Here is a 26,756-nt window from a genome sequence, read left to right on the forward strand (position 1 = left end):
TTATTTTAAAATACGCTCTTCTAGTTGAACATGAATCGTCTTGATTTGTCCCGATCTTTTAAAAACATCCTGACTTATCTCCTGAGACACTTGAAGACCTTGAATTTCTTCTGAATCACCATTACTAAATTCAACTTTTATGGTGTTTTGAGTTGAAATCGAATAAATAATCGGCACCTGACAGAAGGTAAAACCTAAGGATTTTTTTTCTAATTGAAGTTGATGCTTTTGATTAGCCACATCTACATATCTAAAGGTGTGTTTTTCATCTAAAAATTCTGTCTTTCGCAATAAATGCGGTTCAAACTGAAGTTGTCCTGCTTGAATGCTCACGCCCAATTCTCCAAATCGACTTAGAATATCTTCTTTCACCTGACCTGTCATACCTGGCTGCTGAGCCCCCTTACCTTGCGGTGTATGCGAGTAAGGATCGGTTGGGAAAGCACCATACAATTTAGGCGATTTATGTACGCCAATTCCTTCATTGATTTCGTAATAATGCTCCAATAATCTACCAACAACTTCTGCTGAAGCATTTGCTTTTATGGCCTGAGTACAGGTTTCCAACACTGACAGTTGCAGCTTAGACACCATGTGCCAATAAATCGATCCTAAACCTTCGTAGCCATAAAATGTTCCAGAACGTCCAGTAAAGGCTTTGTGATTAAAAACCTCTTCGTAAACTTTTAGAATGTTATCTTCTTCTTTTTGAGCTAAAGCGGAATAAGCTTCATCTTCTAAAGCATGTAGGGCTTCTTTGAGCTTTTTAGCGTTATTGAAATTAGCATTAAAATGATAATTGCCCTCTGCATCTTTTTCAATAATTCCTTTATGATCATCTTTAACCAATTGCTGCAGTAGCTCTGAAGAGTTAACTGAAACTTGTGGCACATGATTACGTTCCAAAAAGCCTTGTAATTCCTTATTCGGATATAGTAAATAACTGTATTGATCTGGTCTAAAAAGTGCACTTTGTTTTAAAGCGTCGAGTAAGCTTAAAGCCTGGTCTGAATTTAAATAGCCGGAACTCAACACAGCGACCTGACCTTCAAGCATTTCAGAAAGGTAATCTATCGACACCTTGTCACCTTCTACCGTCATCAAATTATAGGCATGGTATAAATTATCTGTACGTTTATTGGCTTCGATAGCATGCTTTAGGTAAACTAAGCTCGTCTTTATAAAATCACTGATATCCTCTGCTGAAACTTTAGTTTTATTTCCAGAGAAACCAGAATTATACACATCTGTTCTGAAAACACTTGCCGCTTCTCCAAGTTCGTCTAAAATTTGCTTGCGCTGCACATCGGTAAATTTACCAATGGTTACATCTTTATATTTACTGAATGTAGCTTGCATTTTTACAAACATCTGAGCCAGTTCTTCTGAAATACTGTAGTCTTCTGAAGCCTCTACTTCATCAAAAACAGATTCAAAAAAAGCTAAAAAACGTCTTAGGTAAGATAAAGTCACCATAGAAACACCATTCCCTACTAAGGCATTATTGGCGTCGTTCCATTCTGGCCGCTGGGTATTCATCCAAATCCCTGCTTCAGGGATAAAGTTGCTCAATTTAGCTAAAGCTGTAGCTAATATTTTTTCGATGAAATTGACGTGGATGATTTCACCATTTTTATCTTCCAGTAAAGCCCCATCAGCTCCAATTTCTTTGCGTTTTTCTCTGATTTTTGTGTCCGCTTTATGATCAAACTCAATGGTGTCCTTTGGATCTTGTAAAATGTCTTGATAAGACTTGATTTTGTAAGGTACATTGGCATACACAAATTGTGATTTATTAAATAAGCCAGCTAAACTGTTGGGTTTGTAATCCTCACAAAATTCCAAAAACTTAAGCAAGTAGATAATTTGATGATCGCCCCAATATCCAATATATGACCAAGGATCGTCTGGCTCTATGGTTTCCCAGTCAAAACCATCTTTGGTCACTCTGTAGGGGTTGTAACCATCAAAAGTAGTAGCGTTTAAAAACTTATAAATCATACTTTCAATGAACTCAGGATACGAATGCGCCAAGCTTTCCCAATTTTGGAATATGTCTCTCCAATTACCTTCATAATCCAAGATCTTATTGCCCTGATCATCTTTGGTGTTGATAGAGAATTGATTCCATGGACGACTTGGATCTCCGTGTCTTCGGCTAAATTTCAGCGGCAGGTATTCCAAAGAAAGTCGGGTAAAGTCATCGTCATTTAAAGATTCTGCAAGTGCTTTTACATCTCTTAAGGTGAATTGAGTTGGCAAAGCCTTCAATTCTTTAGAAAATTTGGAAGCTAAGTTTTTATTGGCTTTACTCAGGTAAGCTATAAAATCCCAGCGCTCTATCTGATAATTATTGTCAAAGATTCCACCACGCATGATGTTGAACATGGTGTTGGAATAATGACGAATATCTCTTAAGTTATCGTTGGTACGTTGGAGACCATCCGCAGCTCCATTCAGTTGAAACAACTTTTCTGTACCTAATTGAATATCCTTTTCAATTTGGCTTAACAAGTTATCCTGTTGTAAATCCTGCTGAAGTTGTACTACAGCAGAATGATTGTAATTCACATCAGCTACAATATGCCAGGTTTTAGCAGTTTCTGCATCTAGCTGAAGTGTTTTGTTGATAAAATACGCCCCTTTTTCAGCTTTGACATCCGTTTCTTCATGAAGTTTTTTTCCAGCTCTGAAGTTTTCGAGTTGCAAAGATGAAAGCAAATAAGTAGGGTTTTCGATGCCCAAAGACCATACTACATTGGTCTTTAAAGCTTCACTTGGCTCAGCTTTATCTACAGGTACAGCACTGAGTGCAAAAATCCCCAAGCCTGTTTTTTTATCTAGTTCGCTACGTTTGTAGGCATCGACTAAGTTACTGCTTTGCGTTTGTAATGCGGTGTCTACCTGTGCTGGCAAGATATTCTGAAGTCCGTCCAGAACCTCAACTTCGACTGATTTCTTGTCAAGGTTATGCAGCTGAGATTCTTTAACAAAACCAAATTGATCGCTAGTAGACCATCTATAAGTAAATTTTAGTTGTAAGCTGTGATTGATTTCTTCAAAAAGCAGTTTGTCCCCGTAGATATTTTTGTAGAGATTTCTGGTAATTTCATATTGCTCAACAAAGCGGTTTGAAAAAGGTTCCCAAACTTTTATTTGGTCTTTAACCTGTACTTTAAAAATCGTTTTACTTCCTGTGTAGTGAGCAGATTCAGTGATTTTATCATCCGTATAATAGGGAAACAAAGCAAATTCAGCATTTTTTCTTCCAGCTGTTAACCCTCCATTACTGGAAATAAACATCCAGTGATTGGAATCACTTACAATACTCATAAAAAAAGGCCTTAAAGTGTCGCTATTGTTGATTTTAAGGAATTTTTCTTCTTTTAATCTTACTTGCTCCAATTCACTATTTTTAGAGGCATAGTTATCTGCTATCTTGTCTTGGGTCATAGATATTCAATTAGTTTCTTTTATTATTTATTCAGTTATAAAAGCGGTAAAATTTCCGTTTACCGCTTTTGTAATCTTTAACTTGGTTTTTATGTTTTACTTAATCGTAAACCCTTACATAATCCACTTCTAAAGTTTGCGGGAACACCGTACTTGAATCAGGAGGACCTACAAAAGAACCACCAACGGCCATGTTGATAATAATGTAAAAAGGTTTATTGAAAACCCACTCTCCTGTTAAATCTTCACTTTCTGGTGTAATTTGATTGTAAAGGATATCATCGACATAGTAATTGATATAATTTTCACCCCACTCAATTCCATAGACATGGAAATCGGTGTCGAGTCTGTCGTCCAAAAATTCATAGCTTTTGGTAACGGCATTTCCTCCAGAATAGCCAGGTCCATGAACGCTTCCATGTACCACAGAAGGTTCACCTCCATCATATTCCATGATATCAATCTCACCTGTTTGAGGCCAGCCAACTTCGTCAATATTAGCACCAAGCATCCAAAAGGCGGGCCATATTCCTGTGCCCCATGGCATCTTCATGCGTGCTTCTATACGGCCGTATTGTTTTTCAAATTTAGCTTTGGTAATAATTCTTGCAGAGGTGTAGTCTGAGCCTTCAAAATTCTCTTGACGTGCAGATATTTTTAAGATACCACCCTCGACCTTTAGATTCTCTTCACGGTCGGTGTAATTTTGGAGTTCGTTATTCCCCCAGCCAGGCAGACCTTCTCCAGAACCATCACCAAGTTCAAATGACCAGAGTTCTGAATTTAATTCGTTGCCATCAAATTCCTCTTCCATGACTAAATTGTTAAGCGTTGTCACAGTTTGAGTTTCATCTAAATCGCAGCTTTGGAAGCTGAATATTGCAATACAAAGAATTAGTATTGAAAATTTTATTTTATTATTCTTCATGGTTTCTTTTTTAATCATTAACCTTAGTCGCAGTCAACATCAAATTCCTTTATTATTCAGGATTAATGTTTCCTCCATCTTCTCTATAAAAATAGATGTTATCTACATAAAATTCTGAAGGTGGTGTTCTCCCCTGAAAATCATCCAAAATAATTTGACCTAAATTAGTTCTAGGGTTAAGCCCAGTAATATCAAAATCTATTGAAATCCATTCTCCAGCGACTAAACCACTTGTGAAGCCTTCAGACAGAGTTGTGTCATCCCCTCCACCAAACGAATCATCTGGTCCAAAATCTACCAAATTAATCCGAAGCGCTGTATTTTGTGGCGGGTCTACTGGAATAAATATATCAAAATGAAGGTGAGTAGCTAAGCTACCGTCAATAGTAGGCACACCTTGATTAAATTCTATACCTACAAAGTTAAAGTTGAGATAGTAAAGTACGTCGTCGCCATCAATAGTAAAATCTGCTGACGTTGTCGTTTGAAATGGCTCGTAAAATCCATTATAAAAATCAACCGGTCTGTCTTCATAGAAATTACTAAACAATGAAATAACACTCTGTGGGTCTCTTGTTGGAGTTGGCGCTGACACAAAGTCTCCCAAAGATTCTACAGTCAAAGAACCTCCAGCTTCAACACCATTCAAAGTAGCCGATATTTCAGAAGTACCAGAACCTAAAACTTCTATTCTACCAACCTCGTCTACAATTGCAACACTCTCATCAGACGATGAGAATTCGAAGAAATTTGGTGTAACGTCTGTCGTAACATCCCCTCGACTAGTATTGTAGGTTTGTGAGAGGCCTTCTACTTGTAAATTTCCTCCTATAAAGGTCTGCGCAAGAGTATTCTCTCCATTTAGTATTCTAGGTCTTGGCTGAGCTACAGTTCCTAAAGTTTCAAACTTAATTTCATCTATCCAAATGGTATAGCCCATTCCATTAGTACTTTCTGTTCCTGCTGAGAACAGAAATAAACCTCTTTCTTGAACTAACCTAGAAGCATCTGGAATTGGAATAATGTATTTTTTCCAATCGGTCGATGCTTCAAAATTGGTAGCTGTTCTAAATTTATCTTCCACAAAATCACTCCCAAAACCTGCTTCAAATAAAGCTGTTGTAGAACCTTTAGCCCAAAAGGTGAGTGCATCATACTCCGTCAAGTTTCTTCCTTCTCCAAGATCTCTAAATATCCCACCTATAAATCCACCATCTGGATCGTTGGGAGATGGCACATCAAAACGAATGGAGGTAGTACCTTCATAGGCTTCAGAATCATCAGTGTTAAAGCCGTTTACATTTGCTCCTATGGCTGGATCAAAGGATTCAAAAAACTCATCTGTAAGACCTACTGGAGCATCATCGAAAACTTGTGCAGTAGTTGGAAATGTAGCGAGTATAGCATCATCTGAAACATCTCTTTCGCAACTTGTTAGTACTACCATAGATAGTAACACAAGTCCTAATAATTGAAAATAGTTGTTATGTATCATTTTAATATTATTTACCGATGTTAAATCTTATATATGTCATTACTTCCCATTCAGAACCGTCTGGAAACCCAACTGGGCTTACTATTGGTTCTGTATCAAACGAGCCTATAGGTGTGGCGTTGGGAGAAAATCTTGGTGAAAATTCATTTAAAGATCTCCAAATTCCTCTTATACCAATTTGTGTGGTGGGTAAGATGAACCATTCTGGTTTGCTAAGTGTTGTTGACAAATCTATCATGGTTTGTAAGGGGAATGTCAAGTTAAAGTCTCTATGGTAATCATAAGGTCCCCAATCGTTTACTTTTACATCAGCTACTATCCAGTATTTTTTGTACCTCACATCCAGATTAGCGCCAAATCTATCAGTTACTAATCGATCTGAAACACCGTTGGCCTGGCCATTTCCATAATAAAATGTTCCTACTAAGCCAAGATCTGGACTTAACTTAGACACAATTTTAGCATGAGCTTCCCAAAGGTCTTCTGCAGGAACAGAACCTTCAAAAGGAAAAAACTCTCGTGTATCTAAAAATCCAATATGCGCATCCATTGTGGTAGGTAAGTGTCTAAAGACAAAACCAGCGCTCATGGCAAATTCAGCATCTTCAGATCTATTGTTATCCCAGTCATACATATAAGTTCCTGGTGTGGGATCGTAAGTGAATAAAATTTCACCTGCGGTGGTTTCTCGGTTCCATCTCACGGCAAAAGGATCGTCGATCACGTTTCTTAAACGGCCAGGCGCATCTCCATTATTTGGCATAGGATCTACCAAAGGCTCCTGCCATAAAAAGTTTGGTGCAATTTGCCATTTTCCAATGTTGTAAGTAAAGCCAGAAAGAAAATTAGCTTGGTTTCCACTTCCCGTATCTTTAAGTTTCCATCCCGTGAACGTCATAGTTGGATCTGCACCACCATTGGCCACAAGACCCTGGACACCGCCTTGTGCATACCAGTTGAACTTACCGCCCTCGTAGGTTAGTTTTGCTTTACCACCCCAGTTGTCACTAGCTTTTACTTCATCAACTACTACATCACCGTTATCATTTATATCCTGGTAGGTACTTCCATTAAGCGGACTACCCGCCCAAATTCCACCAAGGGTGATTCCGAATTTTCCAAAGTCTCTTTCTAAAGCCAAAGTGGCTCTTTCCTGAGGCCATGGAGGAATTACACCACTTCGAACCTGATTTTGATCCAAAACCCTGCGCCCGGTTTCGTCAAATTCCAATTCAGTTTCTAAATCTCTATGGTATATTCCCGTTACATCCCATTTTTTGATGGTTTTACTATACTTGTAAAGCATAGTTGGGTTAGCACCCCACCACAATTGTGGACCAATAGCAGCTTTCAGACCATCTAATTCTCCTTTAGCATCAATTTCAATTCCTGAAATCACCCCGCCGTAAATATCTAGGTTAGGTCCATAATTCGCTTCGGGGTATAGGCCAAAAAAATCGCCTTCATAGCCCCAATGATAATGACCTGTTCTATAAAACCCACGTAAATCAAATAATTCGTTATTCCATTCAAATTCAGCTTGATAAACCTGAAGGTTATTATTATCTTGAATAATCGTTTCGCCATCTGGCGTAGATACTCTAATGGGGCGAGCTCTATTTTCGTAGAAAATCTCGTTAATTGGATTTTCAGCCACATCACCAACGATGTTAAAATCAACATTGAAATTGACATTGGCAGCAGGTTTACCTCCTACTCCAATAAAATACGACTGCATCTGGTCAAATCCTAATTGATTCGGGTAAGAAGTAGAGGTAGGATCAGGATTATCTGGCGTTGTGATTAAACTTCCTCCTGTGTAGAATGTTGAAAGATGAGCTGCAACTCTGCTAATACCCACTTTTTCGGAATCGCCACCTCCTAGCGCCGCTTTATCGCCTCTGGCTTTTAAGACCGCATCCATTAAACTAATATCATTAAAGTATTGCTCGACAGAGGACAAGTCTTTTTCTCCCTGATAAGGATTAAATTCATGAGCTTCTTTTAAGGCATAATAAGCAGCCCTAGGATACAAATCATACAGACCTCTTGCATTGGTAGGGCCTTTTGCACAAACCCCAAACCATTCCTCGTTCATGTTGTTTTTGCCTTCTTCAAAATCTCTTTCGTAACCGCCGTTGGCCCAAGATGCATTACTATCGTGAACATCTAAATTTTCGGTCTGACCATATTTCCACCAGCCATCGCTAAATTGAAATGTAAATCCTCCCAAAGAGTTTTCTGCAAGACCAAGTCCTGCCGCATTAGCATAAATATCTTTCCAATTGTTTACCATATAGTAAGCCTGAGACTTTTGGTCTTCTTGATTTTCTATAGCGTTAAAGGCATCTGCACCAAATTCAGTAAAAAGGATAGGTTTGCCATAAACATCTTTTACTTTTTGAAAAGCATCTCCAAAAGAAGCTCCGCGATACATATTCGTGCCATAGATATCAACATCTGGACATTCCTCCGCAACTATGTCTAAAAATAACACATCACCATTACAGATGGCTACTGGAACTGAATCACTTATAGACTTTATTTGCTTTGTAGCTTCATTCATCAGTCTATACATTGGTCGACCACGATTTTCTCCTACCGCATTAATTTGGTCTTCCTCGTCAGGAAAATCTTCGGTCTCAGCGCCAGCCCAGAATAACCCGTAATTGTTTTCGTTTCCTAATAGAAAAAGTAAAAGCCCAGGAGTACCTTTATACTCTTCTGCCAATTCGGTAACCTCAGATAAAAGTAGGTCCTGTGTAGCAGGATCATCATACTTTGTAACGGGCGTCCAAACCCCATCTATAGTTAAGCCGTATCTACCAAAAGAATGGTTAAGCATCGTATAAATTCCATAATTCTCATAGATATATTGTATCCATTTCGGTTGAATCCCTGTATACAGTCGAATGGTATTGACCCCCATATTTTTGAGTAGTCCCATTTCTGCATCAAGTGCAGCTTTTATGATCTCATCGGATTGTTCCCAAAGACTATAACTAAAATTAGTTCCTCTTGGGAAGTAATCCCAGTTCATACCATTTACAATAAAATCTTCTCCGTCAACCTGAAGTTTCATACCCTCAGGATTCGATATGACCTTTACTTCTTGACCTTGAGAGAAACTCAAAAAAGTAGCCATTAAAATAAAAAATGCTGTAAGAATTTTTTTCATGTTAAAGAATTTAAGAAATTCATTTTATAAACTTAAAGGATTAGATTGATAATCCTTTAAAAAAGCACACTACAAAAAATATACATCGTAATAAATATATAAATTCTTGACGAATCCTGCAATAATGTAGCAATATCCTTACTTCTAGATAATTGAAGTCTGTTATAAAGAAACTTTGATTCTAGTATTTGCTCTGTTGTATAGCTAATGTTTGGTTTCAAAAGAGAAATGTTAAGGTCTTAATTAATCTGATTTAACAAATAACTTTAAGCATATTTACTGAATTAGGTCAATTTTACGCAAACGTTATCGTTTAACATACTTTTTATAAATACAAAACTAAAGATCAAAAAAAATTAAATAAAAATATATGAATGAGTTATAATTGAAATTCGCCAGAAAGATCTGCATGAGAATCTTCGCCAACATAAACTTTAAAACTTCCTTTTTCCACAACAAATTCACCAGAATTATTATAGAATCCTAAATCCTTGTCTCTGAGTTGAAATTTAATCTCCCTACTTTCTCCCGGATCTAGCTCTACTTGTTCGAAGACTTTTAGCTCTTTAACTGGTCTGGTAACACTTGCAAATTCATCCTGTAGGTATAACTGAACTGTTGTTTTACCTTTACGCTTTCCAGTATTAGACACTTCTACAGAAACAGATACGGTACCATCATCAGAATGATTGTTTTCAATAATTAAGTGTTTAAAACTGAATGAAGTGTAACTCAACCCGAAGCCAAATGGATATAGGGATGAATTTTGCTCATCTGTATAATGCGACCAAAATACTTCACCAGGGGATGGAAGTTCTGGTCTTCCTGTAGATTTTTTATTGTAATAAATTGGCACTTGACCCACGTGACGAGGAAAAGTCATAGGTAACTTTCCACTTGGGTTGTAATCTCCAAAGAGGACTTCAGCAATTGCATTACCGCTTTCTGTGCCTAGTTGCCAAGCTTCTACAATGCCAGGGATGTGCTCATCTGCCCAAGGTAAAGCTAGTGGTCTACCGTTTTGAAGCACTAAAACAATGTTTTGATTGACTTCATAGACTTCTTCCAAAAGTTCTTGTTGAACCCCTGGCAAATCTAATCTGGTTCTACTTCGGGCTTCACCACTTTGTAAACCGTGTTCCCCAAGTACCATAATCACCACATCTGCTGATTTTGCAATAGAGATGGCATCATTAAAGCCACTTTTATCAGTAGTATTCACCTTAAGTTCTCTTGTAAATTGAGTTTCACCAGTAACCACATCTGCACCCTTAGAATAAGTATATTTGTTTTGATCATATTTTTCTATACCCTCTAATACAGAAATAGCACTTTCGTCATCGGCTCCAATTCTCCAACTTCCCAAAGGAGAAGTTTTATCATCTGCCAAGGCGCCAATAACAGCAATGTTTTGGCCAGAAGTTTTTACAGGTAATATGTCATTTTGGTTTTTTAAAAGAACAATGGACTTTTTAGCTATATCTAAAACATCAGCTCGAAATTTAGGATTGTATAATGTCTCTTTTTCTCTTTCCTCTGAACAGTATTTGTAAGGATCTTCAAAAAGACCCAATTCATATTTTACTCTAAGAATACGCCTCGCAGCATCATTTATTAATTCCTCATCCACTTCTCCATCTTCCACTAAACTTTGTAATTCTTCAACAAAATGATAAGACTCCATATCCATATCAGAACCAGCAATAGCAGCTTGTTTAGCTGCTTCACGGCCGTCTTCTGCAAAACCATGAGCTACCATTTCACCAACCGAATCCCAATCTGAAACTACAAAACCGTCAAAATTCCATTTGTCTTTTAAAATATCTCTCAAAAGAAACTTATCTCCAGTAGCAGGAATACCATTGAGCACATTAAAAGCATTCATAATAGATTTTACATCTGCATCAACAGCAGCTTTAAAGGGTGGTAGAACCACATTGTAAAGCGTAGAAGTCCCTATATCTACAGTATTGTATTCCCTACCTGCTTCAGCAAAGCCATAGGCTGCGAAGTGTTTGGCAGTAGCTGCGATAGTGTTGGTTTTAGATAAGTCTTCTCCTTGAAAACCCTTCACTCTAGCTTTTGCGATTTGACTACCGAGATAAGGGTCTTCTCCTGCGCCTTCCATGACACGTCCCCAGCGGGCATCTCTGGAAATGTCGACCATTGGTGCAAACGTCCAGTTAATTCCAGAAGCTGAAGCTTCTTCTGCAGCAATTTCGGCAGAGCGTCTCATAGCTTCCAGATCCCAACTTGCGGCTTCGGCAATAGGTATAGGACTAATAGTTTTATACCCATGTACCACATCAAATCCAAAAAGAAGTGGAATGCCCAACCTAGATTCTTTTACTGCCATTTTTTGAACCGCTCTGACATTATCAACACCATGAACATTCAGCATAGCACCAACCTTGCCATTTTTGATATGTTCTAATTTTTTAGCAGTTCTGCCTTTGTTGGGTTGAGGTCCAGTAAAATCCATAAACCCGCTATATTGGTTCAACTGACCAATTTTTTCTTCCAAAGTCATTTCCGCCAAAAGTTCTTCCACTTGTTGATCTATATTAGATTCCTCTGTTTTATTAGATAAGGAAGGGTCTTGCTGACATCCTATGAAAAGGATGGCAACAAAACCCAAAATTAGTAATTTCATGTGTTTATTTTTATTGATATACTCTTATGTAATCCACTTCCATTGTGCTTTCTGTAAAGTCAGGGTCTACATCACCTCCAAATGTCCCCCCCATAGCAACATTTAAAATTATAAAAAATGAAGCATTGAATGGTGTTTCGGATGTATTTTGATACTCATGATATACAACATCATTGACTGCAAAGAGAATACGCTCAGGGGACCATTCCACAGTATAATTATTAAATTCCTGAGAGGCTCCCTCCACTGTAGTTGTTTCACTTATAGCATTACCTGCAAAGTTACCCGGTAAGTGAAGAGAACCATGGATGACATCTTGCTGATTGCCTGCATGTTCCATAATGTCAATTTCTCCGGTTTCTGGCCAGCCAACTTCAGGAAAGTTATCTCCAAGCATCCATATCGCTGGCCATGTACCGCCACCTTCTGGAAGTTTTGCCCTTACCTCGATACGACCATATTTATATGAAAAATTATCTAATGTTGTCATACGTGTTGATGAGAAATCGAATCCATTAGTCGGTTCTCTTTTGGCAGTAATTTTCAAAACTCCATCTTCAACAATAGCATTATCCTCTGTATAATATTGCAGCTCTTCATTCCCCCAGCCAGGGATACCTTGATCGTCACCGTTGCCTATTTCAAAATTCCAGAGACTTGGGTCAGGTGAACCATCTACATCAAATTCTTCTTCAAAAACAAGGTCATTAAACTCCGTTTCAAGAGTATTTGCACTGTCACCACTCCCATCTCCAACTGTTCCATCAGGATTAGTGGTTAACTTAAAGTACCAGGCCAATGGATCGGCTTGACCAGAAAGTGCTCTTAGATGCATGTAATCTTCAGTAATCTCCAAAACCTCAAATGAACTAGAGTTAATAAAATAACCAAAGAAACCTTCATCACTAACATTTAACCGAGTACCGGTAGTCAAGTCTGATGGCAAGTTTGAAGTAGAAGGAGATAAAGTTATAACTTTAGTACCTGTAACATCAATATCTATACATTGATCTTCTCCAGAAGGGCTAAATGCAGCGTTGGCAAAGGAGACTCCTTGGTTTTCATGTATGAAGGACAAATCCTCATCAGTCTGAGAAATAGTAAAATTGTCGTCATAAAAACACTCTTCCAAACCATTTGCAGAAGCTGCAAAGAAATCAGGATTTGCACTATCTGTTGGGCCAACTCCCAAATGGCCAGACACTTCCTTGGCAATGTACCAAGTCTTGGACTCGCCTTCACCTCCTGCTAAGAATTCCTTGGTTTGAGGGTCGTCAAAGGTACTCAAAACAGTTACATCTATATTGGCGCTAGTTGTAGTCCCGCCTTTTCCTGAAGCAATTACTGTAGCTGTGTACGTATTTATACCCGTTCTAGTGTAGGAGTGCATCGTATTTCCATCAGTTACATTGGCTACTACATTATCTCCAAAAACAAATTTGAAATTGGATGCATTATCTGCTGAAGCAGTAAACATGACTTGCCCACTTCCGTCTCCAAATTCATTTTCAGCATCTGCATTTACAATAGAATATTCTACTTGCAAATTGCTGGGAGCTTCTACGCTTCCAAATTGACTATCATCGTCTTGACAACTCGCAATCATCGCAAGTGCAAAGAAGCTTAATAATAAATGCCTAAAATTTTTCATTTAAATTTATTTTAATTGTAAAAGTAAAAATTGTCTATGTATACTGTTGCGCTAGCATCGTCTGGCACCAGATTATCAAAGATAAACTGAGTGACCTGAGACCTGTCCATATCAAAATCATTTAGTGGGATATCAACACTTATCCATTCCCCAAGTGTCACATCTCCAACAGAGGCTTCATCTTCCTGAATTGGATCTAAGTTAGTATTCACAATTTTAATTCCAAGACTCTCTGCATTCGGGGTCCAGTAATCAAAATGTATATGGGTCATTCCTGATAAATCTGTAGGGTTTTCGTAATCTGAAACAATACCTAAGAAGTCAAAGTTTGTAAATAGCATTGTACTATTTCCATTTATACTTATTTCTTCATAATTCGAACCAGACCATTCAGTAGGTAGCTCAGTCAAAGTAATGGCATTATAAGCATCACTATAAATCGCGATAACATTTGCTTCGTCCTGAGTTGGTGTTGGTGCAGCTTCGGTAGGCTGTTGAGGTGTATCTTGATAGAAATATAAATTATCAATATATACTGTAGCTCTATTTCCTAGCGCATCGAACAAGAGTTGCGTAACATTAGAACGATCCATATCATAATCATCTAGAGGTATTTCAACACTTACCCACTCTCCTTGAGTTGGTGTGCCAACTTCTATAATATCTTCTTGAGCTGGATCTGTTGTAGTATTCACAAGTTTGAAACCTAAACTAGTAGCATCTGGTGTCCAGTAGTCAAAACGGACATAATCCATATCTGTTAAATCGGTAGGATTCTCATAATCTGTAACAATACCTGTAAAGGCAAGATTGGCGTATTTTATAATATTATCGCCTTCAATTTGGATTTCTTCAAAACCAGAATCAGACCATTCGGTTGGAAATTCTGTAATATTAATAGGGTCATAAGCATCACTATAAATAGATTTTACAGTTTGAGCTGGTTGTGATGGAACTGGAGCAGGCACTGTAGGTTCTGAAATTTCAATCACTTCAAAATCCTCTTCAGTATAGGTTGTCGTTACAGAAGAAGCGCCGGATACAACAACGGTAATTGTATAAATTCCAGGTTGTTGGTAGGTGTAAGTAAGTGTTTCTCCAATTTCACCAGTTACAACAGAGTCCTCAACAACATCTTCACCAAAGTTAACTTCTACACTAGAAGCAAAATCAGCAGTTGCGGTAACATTGACTGTATTAGACTGAACCCCATCATTTTCTACTAAAACTTCCAGATTCTCTGGGGGATTGAAAGAAACCTGCAAAGGTTTAGTCATTGCAGAAGACTGACCTATCAAATTAAATGCTTCTACTGTAACATCAAACTCACCTTCGCTAAAGGTATGTGTAACATTAGAACCTACATTTATAGTGTCTGAAACATTTCCGTCTCCAAAATCTATAGTGAATGTATTCGCATTGTCTGCTGTAGGAATGATGGTCACATCCCCAGAATTATCCTGAGTTAAATTGAATGTTGCGTCTATATTTTCTGGAAGACCAACATTTACGGTTTCCAGCCGATCATCATCCGAACATCCTATCAAAAGGACTGCAAAAAGGATGGCACAATTTATATGAAAATATTTTGTCATAATTTGATATTTTAATACCCAGGGTTTTGATCCCAAAGGCCTTGTGAAAATTGAATCTCTTCTAATGGAATTGGGAAAACTTCATTTTTTCCAGTTGAAAAACCGTCAATTCGCTCAACTGCTCTTTCTGTTCTTACAAGATCGAAAAAGCGATGTCCCTCACCTATAAGTTCTAGTCGTCTTTGACGATAAATCTCATTAGTTAGTTGATTACCAGAAACATCGGTGTCTGGCAATCCTGCTCTATCTCGAATTTGATTAACGTAATCTAAAGCCAGCTGATCATCAATTCCACCCCTGTTTAAAGCTTCTGCAGCCATCAATAAAACATCCGCGAAACGTATGGCTCTATAATTATTAGGATGAGTAAGGTTAGCATCAGGTTCATTGTCATTTATTCTTGGAATGTATTTCCTGTTGTAATACCCTGTATGCCCTGTTTGTGGGTCTTGATTACCTATGGTAAAATTGACTCCGTCATTTTCAGCAGCCCAGGCTTCGATATCCAGTATTGATAAATCTCTCCTCAAGTCTGAAGATTCAAAAGCATTAAAGGCCTCTTGGCGTGGCAAGTTGAAACCAAATCCAGATTCAAATACTGGTCCTTCGTAACCTCTAATTCCACTAAAGCCAACCATTACGTTACCTTCACTACATTGCAAGCAGCCAAATCCTGCTCCTTCTACACCTGTGTATTGAATTTCAAAAACAGCTTCTGCACTATTCTCACCTTCAAATTCGAACAAATCTGCAAAATCTTCATCGCCTTCAGTCCCGTACAAATGATACTGCCCCGAATTGATAACATCATTAAGTTCTCCTGCGGCAGGTCCAAATTTATCTTGATATAGTAAGACTTTACCTAACAGTGCTTTTGCACTATATAATGTAGCTCTTCCTGGCTCCGAAGGTGTAGGATTAAGACCCTCCAGAGCTAAGCCTAAATCTGATTCTATATAGGCATATACATCTTCAACTGAACTTCTTGGGATAGTTAATTCTTCTCCAAGCTCAAATCTTCCTTCAGGTTTGATAGGAATTCCTCCAAACCACTTGACCAATTCAAAATTGAAGTATGCTCTAAGAAATCTAGCTTCAGCCACTAGGACATCTTTACCGGGAAAATCAGTTCTGTCTTCGTTTTCTATAATAAAACTTGACCTCAATACCCCCGCAAAATTGAAATTCCAAATATCTCTTAAATTATCATTGATTGGCGTATGACTCATTCTATCTACCTGTTGCCATCCTATCACGTCATTTGCACTTTCACCTCCAGCATTAGTATTATCTGAAGCAATTTCACCTAAAATCACATTAACGTAGGTAGACTGAAGAATATCATATGCTCCTACAATAGCGTTTCTGTAGTCTTGTTCGCTTTCAAAGAAGCTATCAGAATTCACCTGAAATGGTGGGTCAATCTCAGCAAAGTCTTCTGTACATGATAACAGTAAAGCACAAGAAATGGCTGTTATTACTGCAGATTTAAATTTTAAAATTTTCATATATCTCATCATTATTATAATTCAACATTTACACCTAGCATGAACGTCCTTGGTAAAGGGTAAAATCCTAGATCTATTCCTCCACCAATTGGTGCTCCAGTAGAAGCCGTTGGGTCGTATCCTCTGTATTCTGTAAAAGTGACAACATTATCCACTTTACCATAAATTCTTAAATTACTTAACCCAGATTTTTCATATACCGATTTAGGAAAGGTATATCCTAAACTGAGGGTTTGAATTCTTGCAAAAGAAGCATCTTCCACAAAGAAATCTGAAAAAGCATTGTTTGAAGTCCCCTGAGTAGTTACTCTAGGAACTGTATTGGAAGTTCCAGGCCCTGTCCATCTATTTAACCTATAATTCAATTGGTTTACGTTGGGTTGGTCCCTTTCATAATTTCTAACCATTTCCTGCCCTAAGTTTGAAAACCCATAAACTGAAAAGTCTAAGTTTTTATAATTCATAGTTAAATTAAGACCCATAGTGACATCAGGAATAGGATTACCCAAATTAGTTCTGTCATTTTCGTCAATCACCCCATCATCGTTCAAGTCCAAATAACGAATATCCCCTGCTCTTGCAACCCCACCTAAAGCTTGCTGATCTGGATGCGCATCTGCTTCTGCCTGAGACTGAAAAATTCCATCGGTCTGATAACCATAGAAATAACCTAATGGCAAACCTTCTTGCATTCTGGAAGGAGCGGGCTGTCCAACGCCAAATTCACCACCTTCTAAAAATGCTGCTCCAGACACTCTTTTAACCTCGTTGCTTACTGTAGCCACATTGAATCCAGCTGAAAGCGTGAAGTCATCTGAGAAAGATTCGCTATAATCTACAGAAAATTCAATCCCCTTGTTTCTAACAGTACCAGCATTGATTGTAGGAGATGATGCTCCAGGCGCAAATGTTCCAAAAATACCAGACACCGGAATTCCAGGAATAAGTAAGTCTTCCCTGATGTTTCTGTAGTAATCCAATGTAATATTGAATTTGTTATTCCAAAGAGAAGTATCAAACCCTATATTAAACTTTCTTGCTTCTTCCCATTTAAGGTTTGGATTAGGGAGCTGACCTAAAGCCTGGCCTTGAATTAAGCTTCCATCCTCTGAAGAAACGTAAGTTGCCTCTCCATTCAGCAAAGATAAATAACCGAATGTTGGGATTCTATCGTTTCCAAGGACACCATAACTTGATCTTATTTTAAAGTAATCTATGGTTTCTGGATAATCGAACCAGTCTTCTTCGGTAACTACCCAACCACCTGAAAAGGATGGGAATACAGCTGTACTGTTATTTGGTCCAAAACTTGAAGATGAATCAAATCTTAAAATTGCAGAAAGAAGGTATTTGTTATCAAAATCATATTCTAGCCTTCCAAAATAAGATATCCTTCTAAAATCGAAAGTAAATGAAGTATTGGTTTCCTGGTCTCCAGAACCTATTGCTTGTCCTAAATCTCCAAAATTTGGATTATTGTTTGGTATCCCAACATTAGAACCAGAAAGCCCTTGACCGTATTCTCTGTATGCTGTTGTACCAAGCAAAAAAGTTACACCATGCACGTCATCAAAAGTATTTTTATAAGTGTTAAACAAGTCAAATGTATAATCATTATTATAATTTATATTTTGGTTGATTTGACTTTCATCCCTATTAAAAACTCTATTAGGTCCAAAATTAAACGCTGGTAAAAATTGCCTGCCTCTCACTGTTGAGGAGTTAAAACCTATTCTTGCCGTTAAGTTTAAGTTCTTGGCATAATCATAATCAATTTGAAACGTACCACTCAGTCGGTTATTAATAACCTGATTGAAAGTATTATCGATTTGAGTTAAAGGATTGATTACCTCATTACCAAGGTCGATTTGCCCAGTTAGATCATCTACAGATTGGTCTATGGTTGGAGATATATTTATCGCATTGAAAAGAACAGAACCCAATCCAAAATCATTTAATAAATTTCTTTTGGTATGATTGAAAAACACAGATGTGCTAACTGTAAGGTTATCTCTCAAGTCAGCATTGAGTGATAATTTTGCTGTACTTCTTTGAAATCCAGATTTGGATCCACCAACGATACCATCTTGGTCTAAATGAGATCCAGATATGGAATATGTTACTTTTTCCCCTCCACCTTCAGCAGAAATATTGTGACTCATCACCGGAGCTTGTTCAAAAACAGCGCCCTGCCAGTCTGTTCCTGCGCCAAGATTATTGAAATTTTGAATTGGAGAAACCTGTCCAGAATTGGTATAGCTTTCGTTTAGCAACAGGGCATATTCTGTTGCATTCAACAGAGGTAATTCTCTTGTGGTTTCTTGTACACCATAATAAGCATCATATTTGATTTTTGCCTTTTGATTCTTTTTCCCTTGTTTGGTAGTAATCAAAACCACACCGTTAGAACCAGCAGAACCATAAATAGAGGCTTGTGCGTCTTTCAACACTGTAAAGGATTCTATATCATTTGGATTTATACTATTTAAAGGTCCTTCATATTGAAAACCGTCAAGAATAATGAGTGGTTTATTATCACCATTTGTCCCGACACCACGTATCCTAATATTAACATCCGCACCGGGAGAACCTCCTGTTTGCAAAGCATTAACACCAGCGATGGTTCCTTGTAAAGCTGTACCAGCATTTACAGGGTCCAGTTTTTCAATTTTTTGAGAATCCAGTTTAGTAACGGCTCCTGTTATATTTCGCTTACTGCTTGAGCCGTAACCAATGACGACGACATCATCTAATGCCTCTGTGTCAGATACCAGTTGAATTTCAAAACCTTTAGCTTCTGCTACGTTCAGTTTCAATGTCTGAAATCCCAAATAAGAGAATACAAGTGTGGCATCATTTGGTACATCAGATAAAGCAAAATTACCATCAAAGTCTGTAGTTGTTCCTTGAGAAGTACCTTCAACAACAACGTTAACACCTAATAAAGGAGTTCCGGATTCTTTGTCTACAACGCTTCCTTCAATGTCTTTTTCTTGTGAGTATACCCACATGGATAATAGACATAAAGTCGCTATTAAAAAGTTTTTAACCATATCATTAAATTGTTTAACGTAAAAATAACTTTTAGGATACTTCAACAAGATTTTTTTGTATTACAAAAAATCTACATCATGTTAAAACCCGTGTTTTGTTAGGCTTTAATCTTACTGAATAGCTGAATTTGTTGATGTGAAGCTATATGTTAAAATATCAACTATAACGATATAGATAAGTTCAAAAAGTAGTTTTGTATAGCCAATGTATGGTTAGTATAATCTTTTGTATTGGTATTAAATTTCCAGAATATAATCTGTTAAGCCTTTTTCCCTTGGTAGATCCATTTTTTTACGCAAACGATATCGCTTTACTTCTACACTTTTTATGGATATATTAAAGAGTGGTGCTATTTCTTTAGAGGATAAATTAAGACGTAGATAAGCGCAAAGCCTTAGATCATTGGGAGTTAAAGATGGATGCTTAGATTTAATTTTCTTAAGGAAATCTTTATCAGCGTTATTGAAAGCTTCTTCAAAGAAACTCCAGTCATCTGAGTTATTAAGGTTTTTATTAATGGTTTTAAGTACTTTATCAAGTTTTCTGTCTTCTTTAGCCTTGACTTCTTTCAAATCATTTTTAATACCGGCTAAAAATTCATTTTTCTTAATGATGCTCATCGTGGATATCGCTAACTCTCTATTTTTATTTTCTATATCTTGTTCTAGTTGTTCATTTTTAATCCGCATGATTTTACGCTGTGCTTCAAGTTCTCTGAACTCAAGCTCCTTATTTGCTTTTTCTTGTAATTGCCTGTTTTGCTTTTTATAATATTGCCTATAGACAGAGTGAACAAAAAAGCCTACAATTAATAAAATGACAGCATAAAATAGAATCATTTTGTTAGACAAATAAAAGGGCTTGCTGATGACAAAATCATAGTCAACAATTTCACTTACATTTTGTGTTCCATTGCGGGATCTAACTTTAAAAGTGTATTCTCCATATGGTAAATTTTCAAAACTCACTTTGCTAAGACTATTCCAGTCACTCCAAATACTGTTATAATTCTCTAATTTATATTGATACTCACTCTTATAAATAGACTTATAATTATTGGAAGTGAAAAGGAAATCGATATAGTTGTTTTTATTAGCAAACTCATTGTTCTCAGAATCCGCTTTTGATACAAACTTTCCGTCTTTTGTAGAAACTATAACGTCTTTCAATTTAACCTTAGACCTTGGCGGTGTATAATTATTCAAATCAAGCTTTAAATAACCATTGCTGCTTCCAAGTAAGTAGGTATTAGGAGCAAGTAAGCTAACATTTTCATACCCTGATAATTGGTGCCTTGTTTTATGATTAATCGGTATTTTTTTGAAAACATAACCTTCCTGAAGAGAACTTGGTAATAATTGTATAATGTCAGACTTAGCAAAAGCCCAAACTTTACCATCTTCCGTTTTTACAAGTCTTCCAGAAGAGTATTCACCATCAGCATAAAGACTAGATAAGGTACTGTCTTTTTCAAATTTATTTTGCTCTTCATTGTAGTTGAAAATACCGTTTTTGTATGCATAAAGAATTTTATCCTGGTACTTGATAATTGAAGAGTAGAGGCCCTTTGGCACTGAAAAATCTTTTTCAACAGAATTGACTTGCGTAAGGCTATCGTTAAGTTCTAACTTGTAAATACCCTTATATTCATGATTTACGAGGATCTCTTGAGGATTTATAAACTCAAAGTACTTTGTCGAAATATTGAATCCTTTGAGTTTTTGATCATAAACCCAACCCGAGCTACTTTTTTTATATTTATGCAGTCCGTTGTAATTTCCAGATAATATGGTTTCGTCATCAACTGATTTAAAAAGCCAAGTACCTTGCACATCACTTATTAAATTAGCATCCGTACCATTGATCAAAAAAGTACCAGAATTATGTCCGCAAAATAATTGATTTTCATGTTTAAAAAGTGACCATACCTGACCTTTTGTTCCCTTAATGTAATTCAAAGTTTTGCTGTCCTCACCCCTATAAAAAAGACCCTGATTGGTACCTAAATAAATAGTGTCATTATGTTTGATTGAAGAGTATACAGTTCCTAAATCACCATTTCCATCATTATAAATAGAGATCTTAGAGCTTGTATTAACGCAATTAATACCATTATCAAGTCCTAACCAAATATGATTGTCTATGTCTTGAAACAAATTCAGTACTGTATTATTACTTAAGGTATTTTCTTGGTTTAAATGAAAATCAATTTTATTATTTGATAGTTTCAATAAACCATGGGATATAGTTCCCAAATAAATATCACCATTTTCAGTCTGTATACTGTTATAAACGGAAATATCTGACCAGTTATCAAAAGTATCTTTTGGAGAATAAGAGGAATTATCCTTTAAGTTGATTATGCCATTATATTGAGTTTGGGCATAAAAAGAATTATCTATTTGATAAATATTTATCACTAAGCTATTCTTTATAATTTCAGAAGTATTTACAGGTTCTTCTCTTCCATTTACAAGTTTAAAAACACCTTCTTTTATCTTATGGTAATACAAGATATTATCAATTATAACCATTTTATGAATTCCAAATTCAGACTCTATCACCTTGAAACTTTCTGAAGTTGCATCAAATAAATAAATAGAATTTAGGGATTGAAAAGCAATGAGTTGATTGAGCTTATCTATTTTCCAGAATTGTTCATCTTCAATCAATTCGAGGTCTTGAGATAAGGATTTATATTCGTAATCATTTTGACCTTTTTTTTCCCAAACTCCAAAATCCATATAAGCACCGCTGTATATTTTATCATCGTCGGCAAAAACAGATCTTAAAATGGTTTTATTGGGTGAGCCCAGTAATGTCCAACGTTCCCCATCAAATCTTAAAAGGCCTTTGCTATTGGCGAAAAATAGATCCTTATTTTGAGTCTGAGTGATGGACCAATTTTGGTTATCTGCATTGTAGTCTTCTGTGGAAAAGTTTAGAACAGGGGGTAGTTCCTGTGCTATTGAACTTAATGAAAAGCTCAGAGCAAACAAAATATTTACAATTAACCACTTAGAGTAATTAATCCCATATGTCCTCAAGTTCTTCAAGAGATTTGTTTTTGGTTTCCGGAATAAATTTATATGTGAAAATAATGGTTAAGATAATAAATCCTATAAAAATAAAATAAGGTAATGATCCATTCCAAAAGCCATTCATATTAGTCTCACTTTCAGAAACTACTGGAAAAAACTGAGATACTAAATAATTGGATGCCCATTGTGCAGCAACAGCTATAGACATAGCTGCGCTTCGGATGCGATTAGGGAACATTTCTGATAACAAAACCCAAACTACTGGACCCATGGACATAGCGAAAGAAGCGATAAATAATAAAACCCCAATCAGAGATAAAACTCCTACGCTTTGTTGCTGTAGAGTTATCCCTAGCAAGGCAAAGCCAACAATCATACCGACACTGCCAATATAAATCAATGGTTTTCTTCCAAATTTATCCACTGAAAACATCGCGATGAATGTGAAAATCAAGTTGATGAACGCAAGAAGAATTTGCTGAAGTAGGACATCGTCTTTACCAAAGCCTAAAGCTTTTTCAAAAATATCTGCTCCGTAATACAGCACCGCATTTATTCCCGTGAATTGCTGAAGCATAGAAAAAATAGTACCAATCAAAATAATACTTAAAATAGCCTTAGAAAAAAAGTTGACTTTAGGTTTTTCAGTATTTTGATCTATTGAATCCTGTATTTGACTAGCCTCTTTCTTAGCCAGTTCGGATCCGTGAATTTTTACTAAAGTGCCGTAGCCTTCTTCAGGTCTTCTCATTAAATAGAGCCAGCGTGGACTTTTTGGGACGAAGAACAGCAATATTAAAAACAAACCACTAGGGATAAGTTCAGACCAAAACATGCGGCGCCAACCAAAAGCAATGTTTTGTTCGACACTCAAATTATTACCAATAAAATAAGTCACTAAAAAGACGATAAAAAATCCAATAACAATCGCGAGTTGGTAGAAAGTCACCAGACTTCCTCGCTTATGTGAAGGGGCGATTTCGGCAATGTACATGGGAGCACACATTGATGCTATACCAATGCCTAAGCCCCCAAGAATCCTAAAAAACACAAGAAGAGTAACAGATTCTGGGAGAAAAGAGGGAAGACCAGAACCCCAAGCAGAAAGCGTAAAGAGTATGGCGGAAATGATCAAAGAGTACTTCCGGCCGATTTTCATACTTAAGTAACCCGCACTTATCGCCCCTACAAGACACCCTATAAGGGCAGAACCTACAACCCAGCCTTTCATGGCAGGATCTAACGTAAAATATTGACTTAAAAAGTATTGAGCTCCATTGATAACCCCTGTATCAAAACCAAACAAAAATCCGCCAAGAGCAGATACAGATGTGATCAATAAAAGAAAGGTTCTAGACTTCATGTGTTAATTTTAGTTAAGCAAAGTAGAAAACATTCTTCAAATTGACATCACTATATCGTTAGAGATTTTTTGATGTTTGGGTTTTGTATAGGTTTTTTATTAGTTTAGGCAGGGCTGCACCACAGATTTGAACTTTACTGTTATCATTGAACTTTAACTAGCCTTAAAGTTCAAGATTTAGAGTAATGTGTATTAAGATCTCTTCATCCACTTTTATGAGCCCCATCATTTTAGTAGGGGCTTCCAGATTGAAGTCAGTGATGTTGACATCCAGGACACTTTTGAAGTCTGTTCTGGAATCACCTTCTTCAGTGTAGACATTAATCTCTTGAAATTTGGACTGTTCAGCGATTGAAATTTCCACCTGAGCTTTTATAAAGTCATCATAATTTAAAAGCCGACAAACTTCAATTCTTATAGAGGGAAATTGATCTGACTTTACCAGGTCTTTAAAATCCCTGTTGATTTTTTTACCTCCACAATCAAAAGAAGTCGACTCTATAAAAAGGGTTGCTCCTTCCAGAAGCCACCCCCTATCCACATCCTCGTAAGCTATTTTAAGGCTCTCAGATTGTATTGGTTTTTTGTAATGACACCTAAATGTATTTACATTGGAGGTGCCATTAATATAGAGTTGACTTTCATCTTTAATGTCCACTTGTACACTGTGTTCTTCATCCTTTTGTAAAACCAAAAGAACTAAACTCAGAACGAAGATGTAAACTGATTTCATAAACTATATAAAAAAATTAAACCTGTCCGTTATAGAACAGGTTTAAAATGGCTAATTAAAAACTAATTACAGCTTCAAGCATAAGTCCATCAAACTGTCCGTCTGCTAGAATGCTTGCTGCATCAAAATCAGAGTAAGATTGCTTAACGTACTCCAATTTTGCCAGAATATTTTTGGTCATAAACCAACCTGCCCCAAGTTGTAATCTATCAACGCTTATATCTTGTCCACTAGCTTCTTCACCATCTACAAAACTATATCGACCACCTACATAGAAGTCTTCGGTTTCACCGAACCTGTAAATTAAATCTGCAGCGTAGTGGCTATACGTTCTACTTGGAGGATTTGGTCCAAAACCTTTTCCTGAAGCATTTTCGTATAATCCAAAGAACTCTAATCCTTTGTATCTCACAAATGGGTTTACCATGATAGAGGTTAATTCTGTAGAAAGTCCTGGGTTAATTCGACCAGATCTAAAATTACCTGCAGAAGTTGCATCTACATCTTCCATCACGAAGTAATATCTAGAGCCTGCACGGTCACCGTCATATAACCACGTTTTAGAAGATTCTTGTGTAGTGTACATAGAACCGGTTAATCTAAATCTAAAATCATCATTGTATTGCTTATCATAACCAAATTTGGCTAAGAAAGAAGGTTTCGTGTTTGTTTCTTCAACCGATTGGTTCAATTTACCGTTGGTCACACCAAGCATAGCGATCCATCCATCTCTTCTATAATAGGCTTCAAGTCCAACCTCTGTTGTAAATGCATCCATAAGGTAGTTCCCAATAAATGGATTGTAGATGGTTTGAGCATTATCAGAACGTCTAAAGTGTGCATCCCCATAGTTAATTTCCATATGGCCAAACTTAAGAGTTACATACTTCATTGTTTCAGCCATAAAGCCTTCACTAACGAAGTCAAGTTTATCTACCAATAAATACCCACCTTTTACATAAGGTTCTGGGTGATGACGTGATGATAGATAAGTTCTCAAGTGCATTCTTACACCATCATAAAGGGCTACATCTATGTCTAAGTTAGCCGTTGCCAGGTTAAAATTACTACCTAGTGCTTTTAAAGGAACTGCTCCATTGTTTTCATGATCTAATGCTTGAAATTGAAGTGTGTAAGCACCCCCTATTCTTACTTTTACACCGTCGAAGGTGGTGACTGTATCTTTAGGAGCTTCAAACACATTCATACCGCGCTGATCTCTTGGCCTGAAGTTATCCAAGTCACGTTTCTGCGCAAAAGCTGTTAGAGAAAAGGCCAGCATTAGACCCATCAGTACAGTTAATTTTAGTGATTTCATAATCGTTTGTTTTAAGGTTGTTATTTATGTAATAAGTTGAAAATTATATTGACGTCCTCACCGGTGGTAATTGTTCCGAATAAAGCCGTTGGTGGTTCAATTCCATAATCCTGCATTTTTAAATTATGCTCAGCTTTCAGCACGAAGCCATTTCCTTTTTTTGAAAGTGACACTGGTATTTCTACTGTTTGTGATGTCCCAGAAATAGTTAAATTTCCTTGGATGATACCTTCAAAAACTCCTGCCGATTCTTGTTTGAGCTGTGAAGTTGAAGTAGATTGAAATCTTATCGATTCATGTGCGTCTGCATCCATAGCTTTATAAGTATTTTTGTCCATCTTACTTTTTCCACTACTAAAGCTTTTTACAGGAATTGAAAGGCTTAAAGATTCTACAACCTGAAGGTTCTCCTCCTGGCTAGAAAGGCTTAGTTGACTTGTAAAGTCTTCAACATCAATTTCCCAATCATGGATATTGGATGTTCCCTCAATAAGTATAGAATTTTCACCCCCAGGAACAGCCTTCAACTGGAACTGTGAATAACCTACAGTAAGACTGCAAAGCATAAGAACTGCAAAAACTAATTTTGAAACTTTCATATATTCATTTTTTATCAATTAATCAATCTATAATTATTTGTTAATGCAAACTTGCTCAAATAAATACCTATGTGAAATGAGGAATATCATATAACAGTCCTTTCTATCATTTTCTAAAGGTTAATGAGATTTAATGAGGTAGGTTTTTTAAAAAAGACTTAGGTTAAAGTGAAGTCAAAAGTCATTT

The 26,756-nt window shown here is 36.8% G+C and carries 14 protein-coding genes; all 14 read right to left on the bottom strand.

All coding sequences use genetic code 11. The annotated features are described in order from the left end of the window. On the bottom strand, window positions 1–3,453 hold the full coding sequence (locus LB454_RS06635; RefSeq protein ID WP_224463825.1) for a hypothetical protein: 3,453 nt from the start codon (window positions 3,451–3,453) through the stop codon (window positions 1–3). 100 nt (window positions 3,454–3,553) lie between these two features. Then, entirely contained in the window at window positions 3,554–4,381 is an 828-nt protein-coding gene (locus LB454_RS06640; protein ID WP_224463826.1) for a glycoside hydrolase family 16 protein, read from the bottom strand. Between the two features lie 52 nt (window positions 4,382–4,433). Then, complete coding sequence (locus LB454_RS06645) at window positions 4,434–5,876, bottom strand: Ig-like domain-containing protein (RefSeq protein ID WP_224463827.1); 1,443 nt, start codon at window positions 5,874–5,876, stop codon at window positions 4,434–4,436. 7 nt (window positions 5,877–5,883) lie between these two features. Next, a complete protein-coding gene (locus tag LB454_RS06650; protein WP_224463828.1) occupies window positions 5,884–9,054 on the bottom strand; it encodes a glycoside hydrolase 5 family protein in 3,171 nt (1,056 codons plus the stop codon). Between the two features lie 379 nt (window positions 9,055–9,433). Further along, window positions 9,434–11,707 carry a beta-glucosidase BglX gene (gene bglX / locus LB454_RS06655; RefSeq protein ID WP_224463829.1) on the bottom strand — a complete coding sequence of 758 codons (2,274 nt, stop codon included), beginning with the start codon at window positions 11,705–11,707 and terminating at the stop codon, window positions 9,434–9,436. A 10-nt stretch (window positions 11,708–11,717) separates the two neighbouring features. Beyond that, window positions 11,718–13,358, bottom strand: coding sequence for a family 16 glycosylhydrolase (locus tag LB454_RS06660; protein WP_224463830.1), 1,641 nt, complete (start codon window positions 13,356–13,358; stop codon window positions 11,718–11,720). Between the two features lie 11 nt (window positions 13,359–13,369). Beyond that, a complete protein-coding gene (locus LB454_RS06665; RefSeq protein ID WP_224463831.1) occupies window positions 13,370–14,953 on the bottom strand; it encodes a PKD domain-containing protein in 1,584 nt (527 codons plus the stop codon). An 11-nt stretch (window positions 14,954–14,964) separates the two neighbouring features. Further along, a complete protein-coding gene (locus LB454_RS06670; protein ID WP_224463832.1) occupies window positions 14,965–16,461 on the bottom strand; it encodes a RagB/SusD family nutrient uptake outer membrane protein in 1,497 nt (498 codons plus the stop codon). A gap of 14 nt (window positions 16,462–16,475) precedes the next feature. Further along, entirely contained in the window at window positions 16,476–19,559 is a 3,084-nt protein-coding gene (locus tag LB454_RS06675) for a SusC/RagA family TonB-linked outer membrane protein (protein ID WP_322962837.1), read from the bottom strand. Window positions 19,560–19,751: 192 nt separating this feature from the next. Continuing rightward, window positions 19,752–22,571: a helix-turn-helix and ligand-binding sensor domain-containing protein gene (locus LB454_RS06680; RefSeq protein WP_224463833.1), complete on the bottom strand. Its 2,820-nt coding sequence runs from the start codon at window positions 22,569–22,571 to the stop codon at window positions 19,752–19,754. Next, window positions 22,543–23,919, bottom strand: a complete 1,377-nt coding sequence (locus LB454_RS06685; RefSeq protein WP_224463834.1) for a sugar porter family MFS transporter — start codon at window positions 23,917–23,919, stop codon at window positions 22,543–22,545. Before LB454_RS06685 ends, LB454_RS06680 begins: the two co-directional genes overlap by 29 nt. A gap of 163 nt (window positions 23,920–24,082) precedes the next feature. Beyond that, the gene (locus LB454_RS06690) at window positions 24,083–24,652 is read right to left on the bottom strand and encodes a hypothetical protein (RefSeq protein ID WP_224463835.1); all 570 of its coding nucleotides are present in this window, start codon (window positions 24,650–24,652) and stop codon (window positions 24,083–24,085) included. 55 nt (window positions 24,653–24,707) lie between these two features. Continuing rightward, entirely contained in the window at window positions 24,708–25,970 is a 1,263-nt protein-coding gene (locus LB454_RS06695) for an OprO/OprP family phosphate-selective porin (protein WP_224463836.1), read from the bottom strand. Between the two features lie 20 nt (window positions 25,971–25,990). Then, window positions 25,991–26,569, bottom strand: coding sequence for a YceI family protein (locus LB454_RS06700; protein WP_224463837.1), 579 nt, complete (start codon window positions 26,567–26,569; stop codon window positions 25,991–25,993). Between the last annotated feature and the right edge of the window lie 187 nt (window positions 26,570–26,756).

It is taken from the genome of Psychroflexus montanilacus (assembly GCF_020164535.1).
Classification (GTDB): domain Bacteria; phylum Bacteroidota; class Bacteroidia; order Flavobacteriales; family Flavobacteriaceae; genus Psychroflexus; species Psychroflexus montanilacus.

Excerpts from the sequence above, each read along its gene's own strand:
- LB454_RS06635 (WP_224463825.1), bottom strand. The coding sequence starts at position 3,453 with ATGACCCAAGACAAGATAGCAGATAACTATGCCTCTAAAAATAGTGAA.
- LB454_RS06640 (WP_224463826.1), bottom strand. The coding sequence starts at position 4,381 with ATGAAGAATAATAAAATAAAATTTTCAATACTAATTCTTTGTATTGCA.
- LB454_RS06645 (WP_224463827.1), bottom strand. The coding sequence starts at position 5,876 with ATGATACATAACAACTATTTTCAATTATTAGGACTTGTGTTACTATCT.
- LB454_RS06650 (WP_224463828.1), bottom strand. The coding sequence starts at position 9,054 with ATGAAAAAAATTCTTACAGCATTTTTTATTTTAATGGCTACTTTTTTG.
- bglX (WP_224463829.1), bottom strand. The coding sequence starts at position 11,707 with ATGAAATTACTAATTTTGGGTTTTGTTGCCATCCTTTTCATAGGATGT.
- LB454_RS06660 (WP_224463830.1), bottom strand. The coding sequence starts at position 13,358 with ATGAAAAATTTTAGGCATTTATTATTAAGCTTCTTTGCACTTGCGATG.
- LB454_RS06665 (WP_224463831.1), bottom strand. The coding sequence starts at position 14,953 with ATGACAAAATATTTTCATATAAATTGTGCCATCCTTTTTGCAGTCCTT.
- LB454_RS06670 (WP_224463832.1), bottom strand. The coding sequence starts at position 16,461 with ATGAAAATTTTAAAATTTAAATCTGCAGTAATAACAGCCATTTCTTGT.
- LB454_RS06685 (WP_224463834.1), bottom strand. The coding sequence starts at position 23,919 with ATGAAGTCTAGAACCTTTCTTTTATTGATCACATCTGTATCTGCTCTT.
- LB454_RS06690 (WP_224463835.1), bottom strand. The coding sequence starts at position 24,652 with ATGAAATCAGTTTACATCTTCGTTCTGAGTTTAGTTCTTTTGGTTTTA.
- LB454_RS06695 (WP_224463836.1), bottom strand. The coding sequence starts at position 25,970 with ATGAAATCACTAAAATTAACTGTACTGATGGGTCTAATGCTGGCCTTT.
- LB454_RS06700 (WP_224463837.1), bottom strand. The coding sequence starts at position 26,569 with ATGAAAGTTTCAAAATTAGTTTTTGCAGTTCTTATGCTTTGCAGTCTT.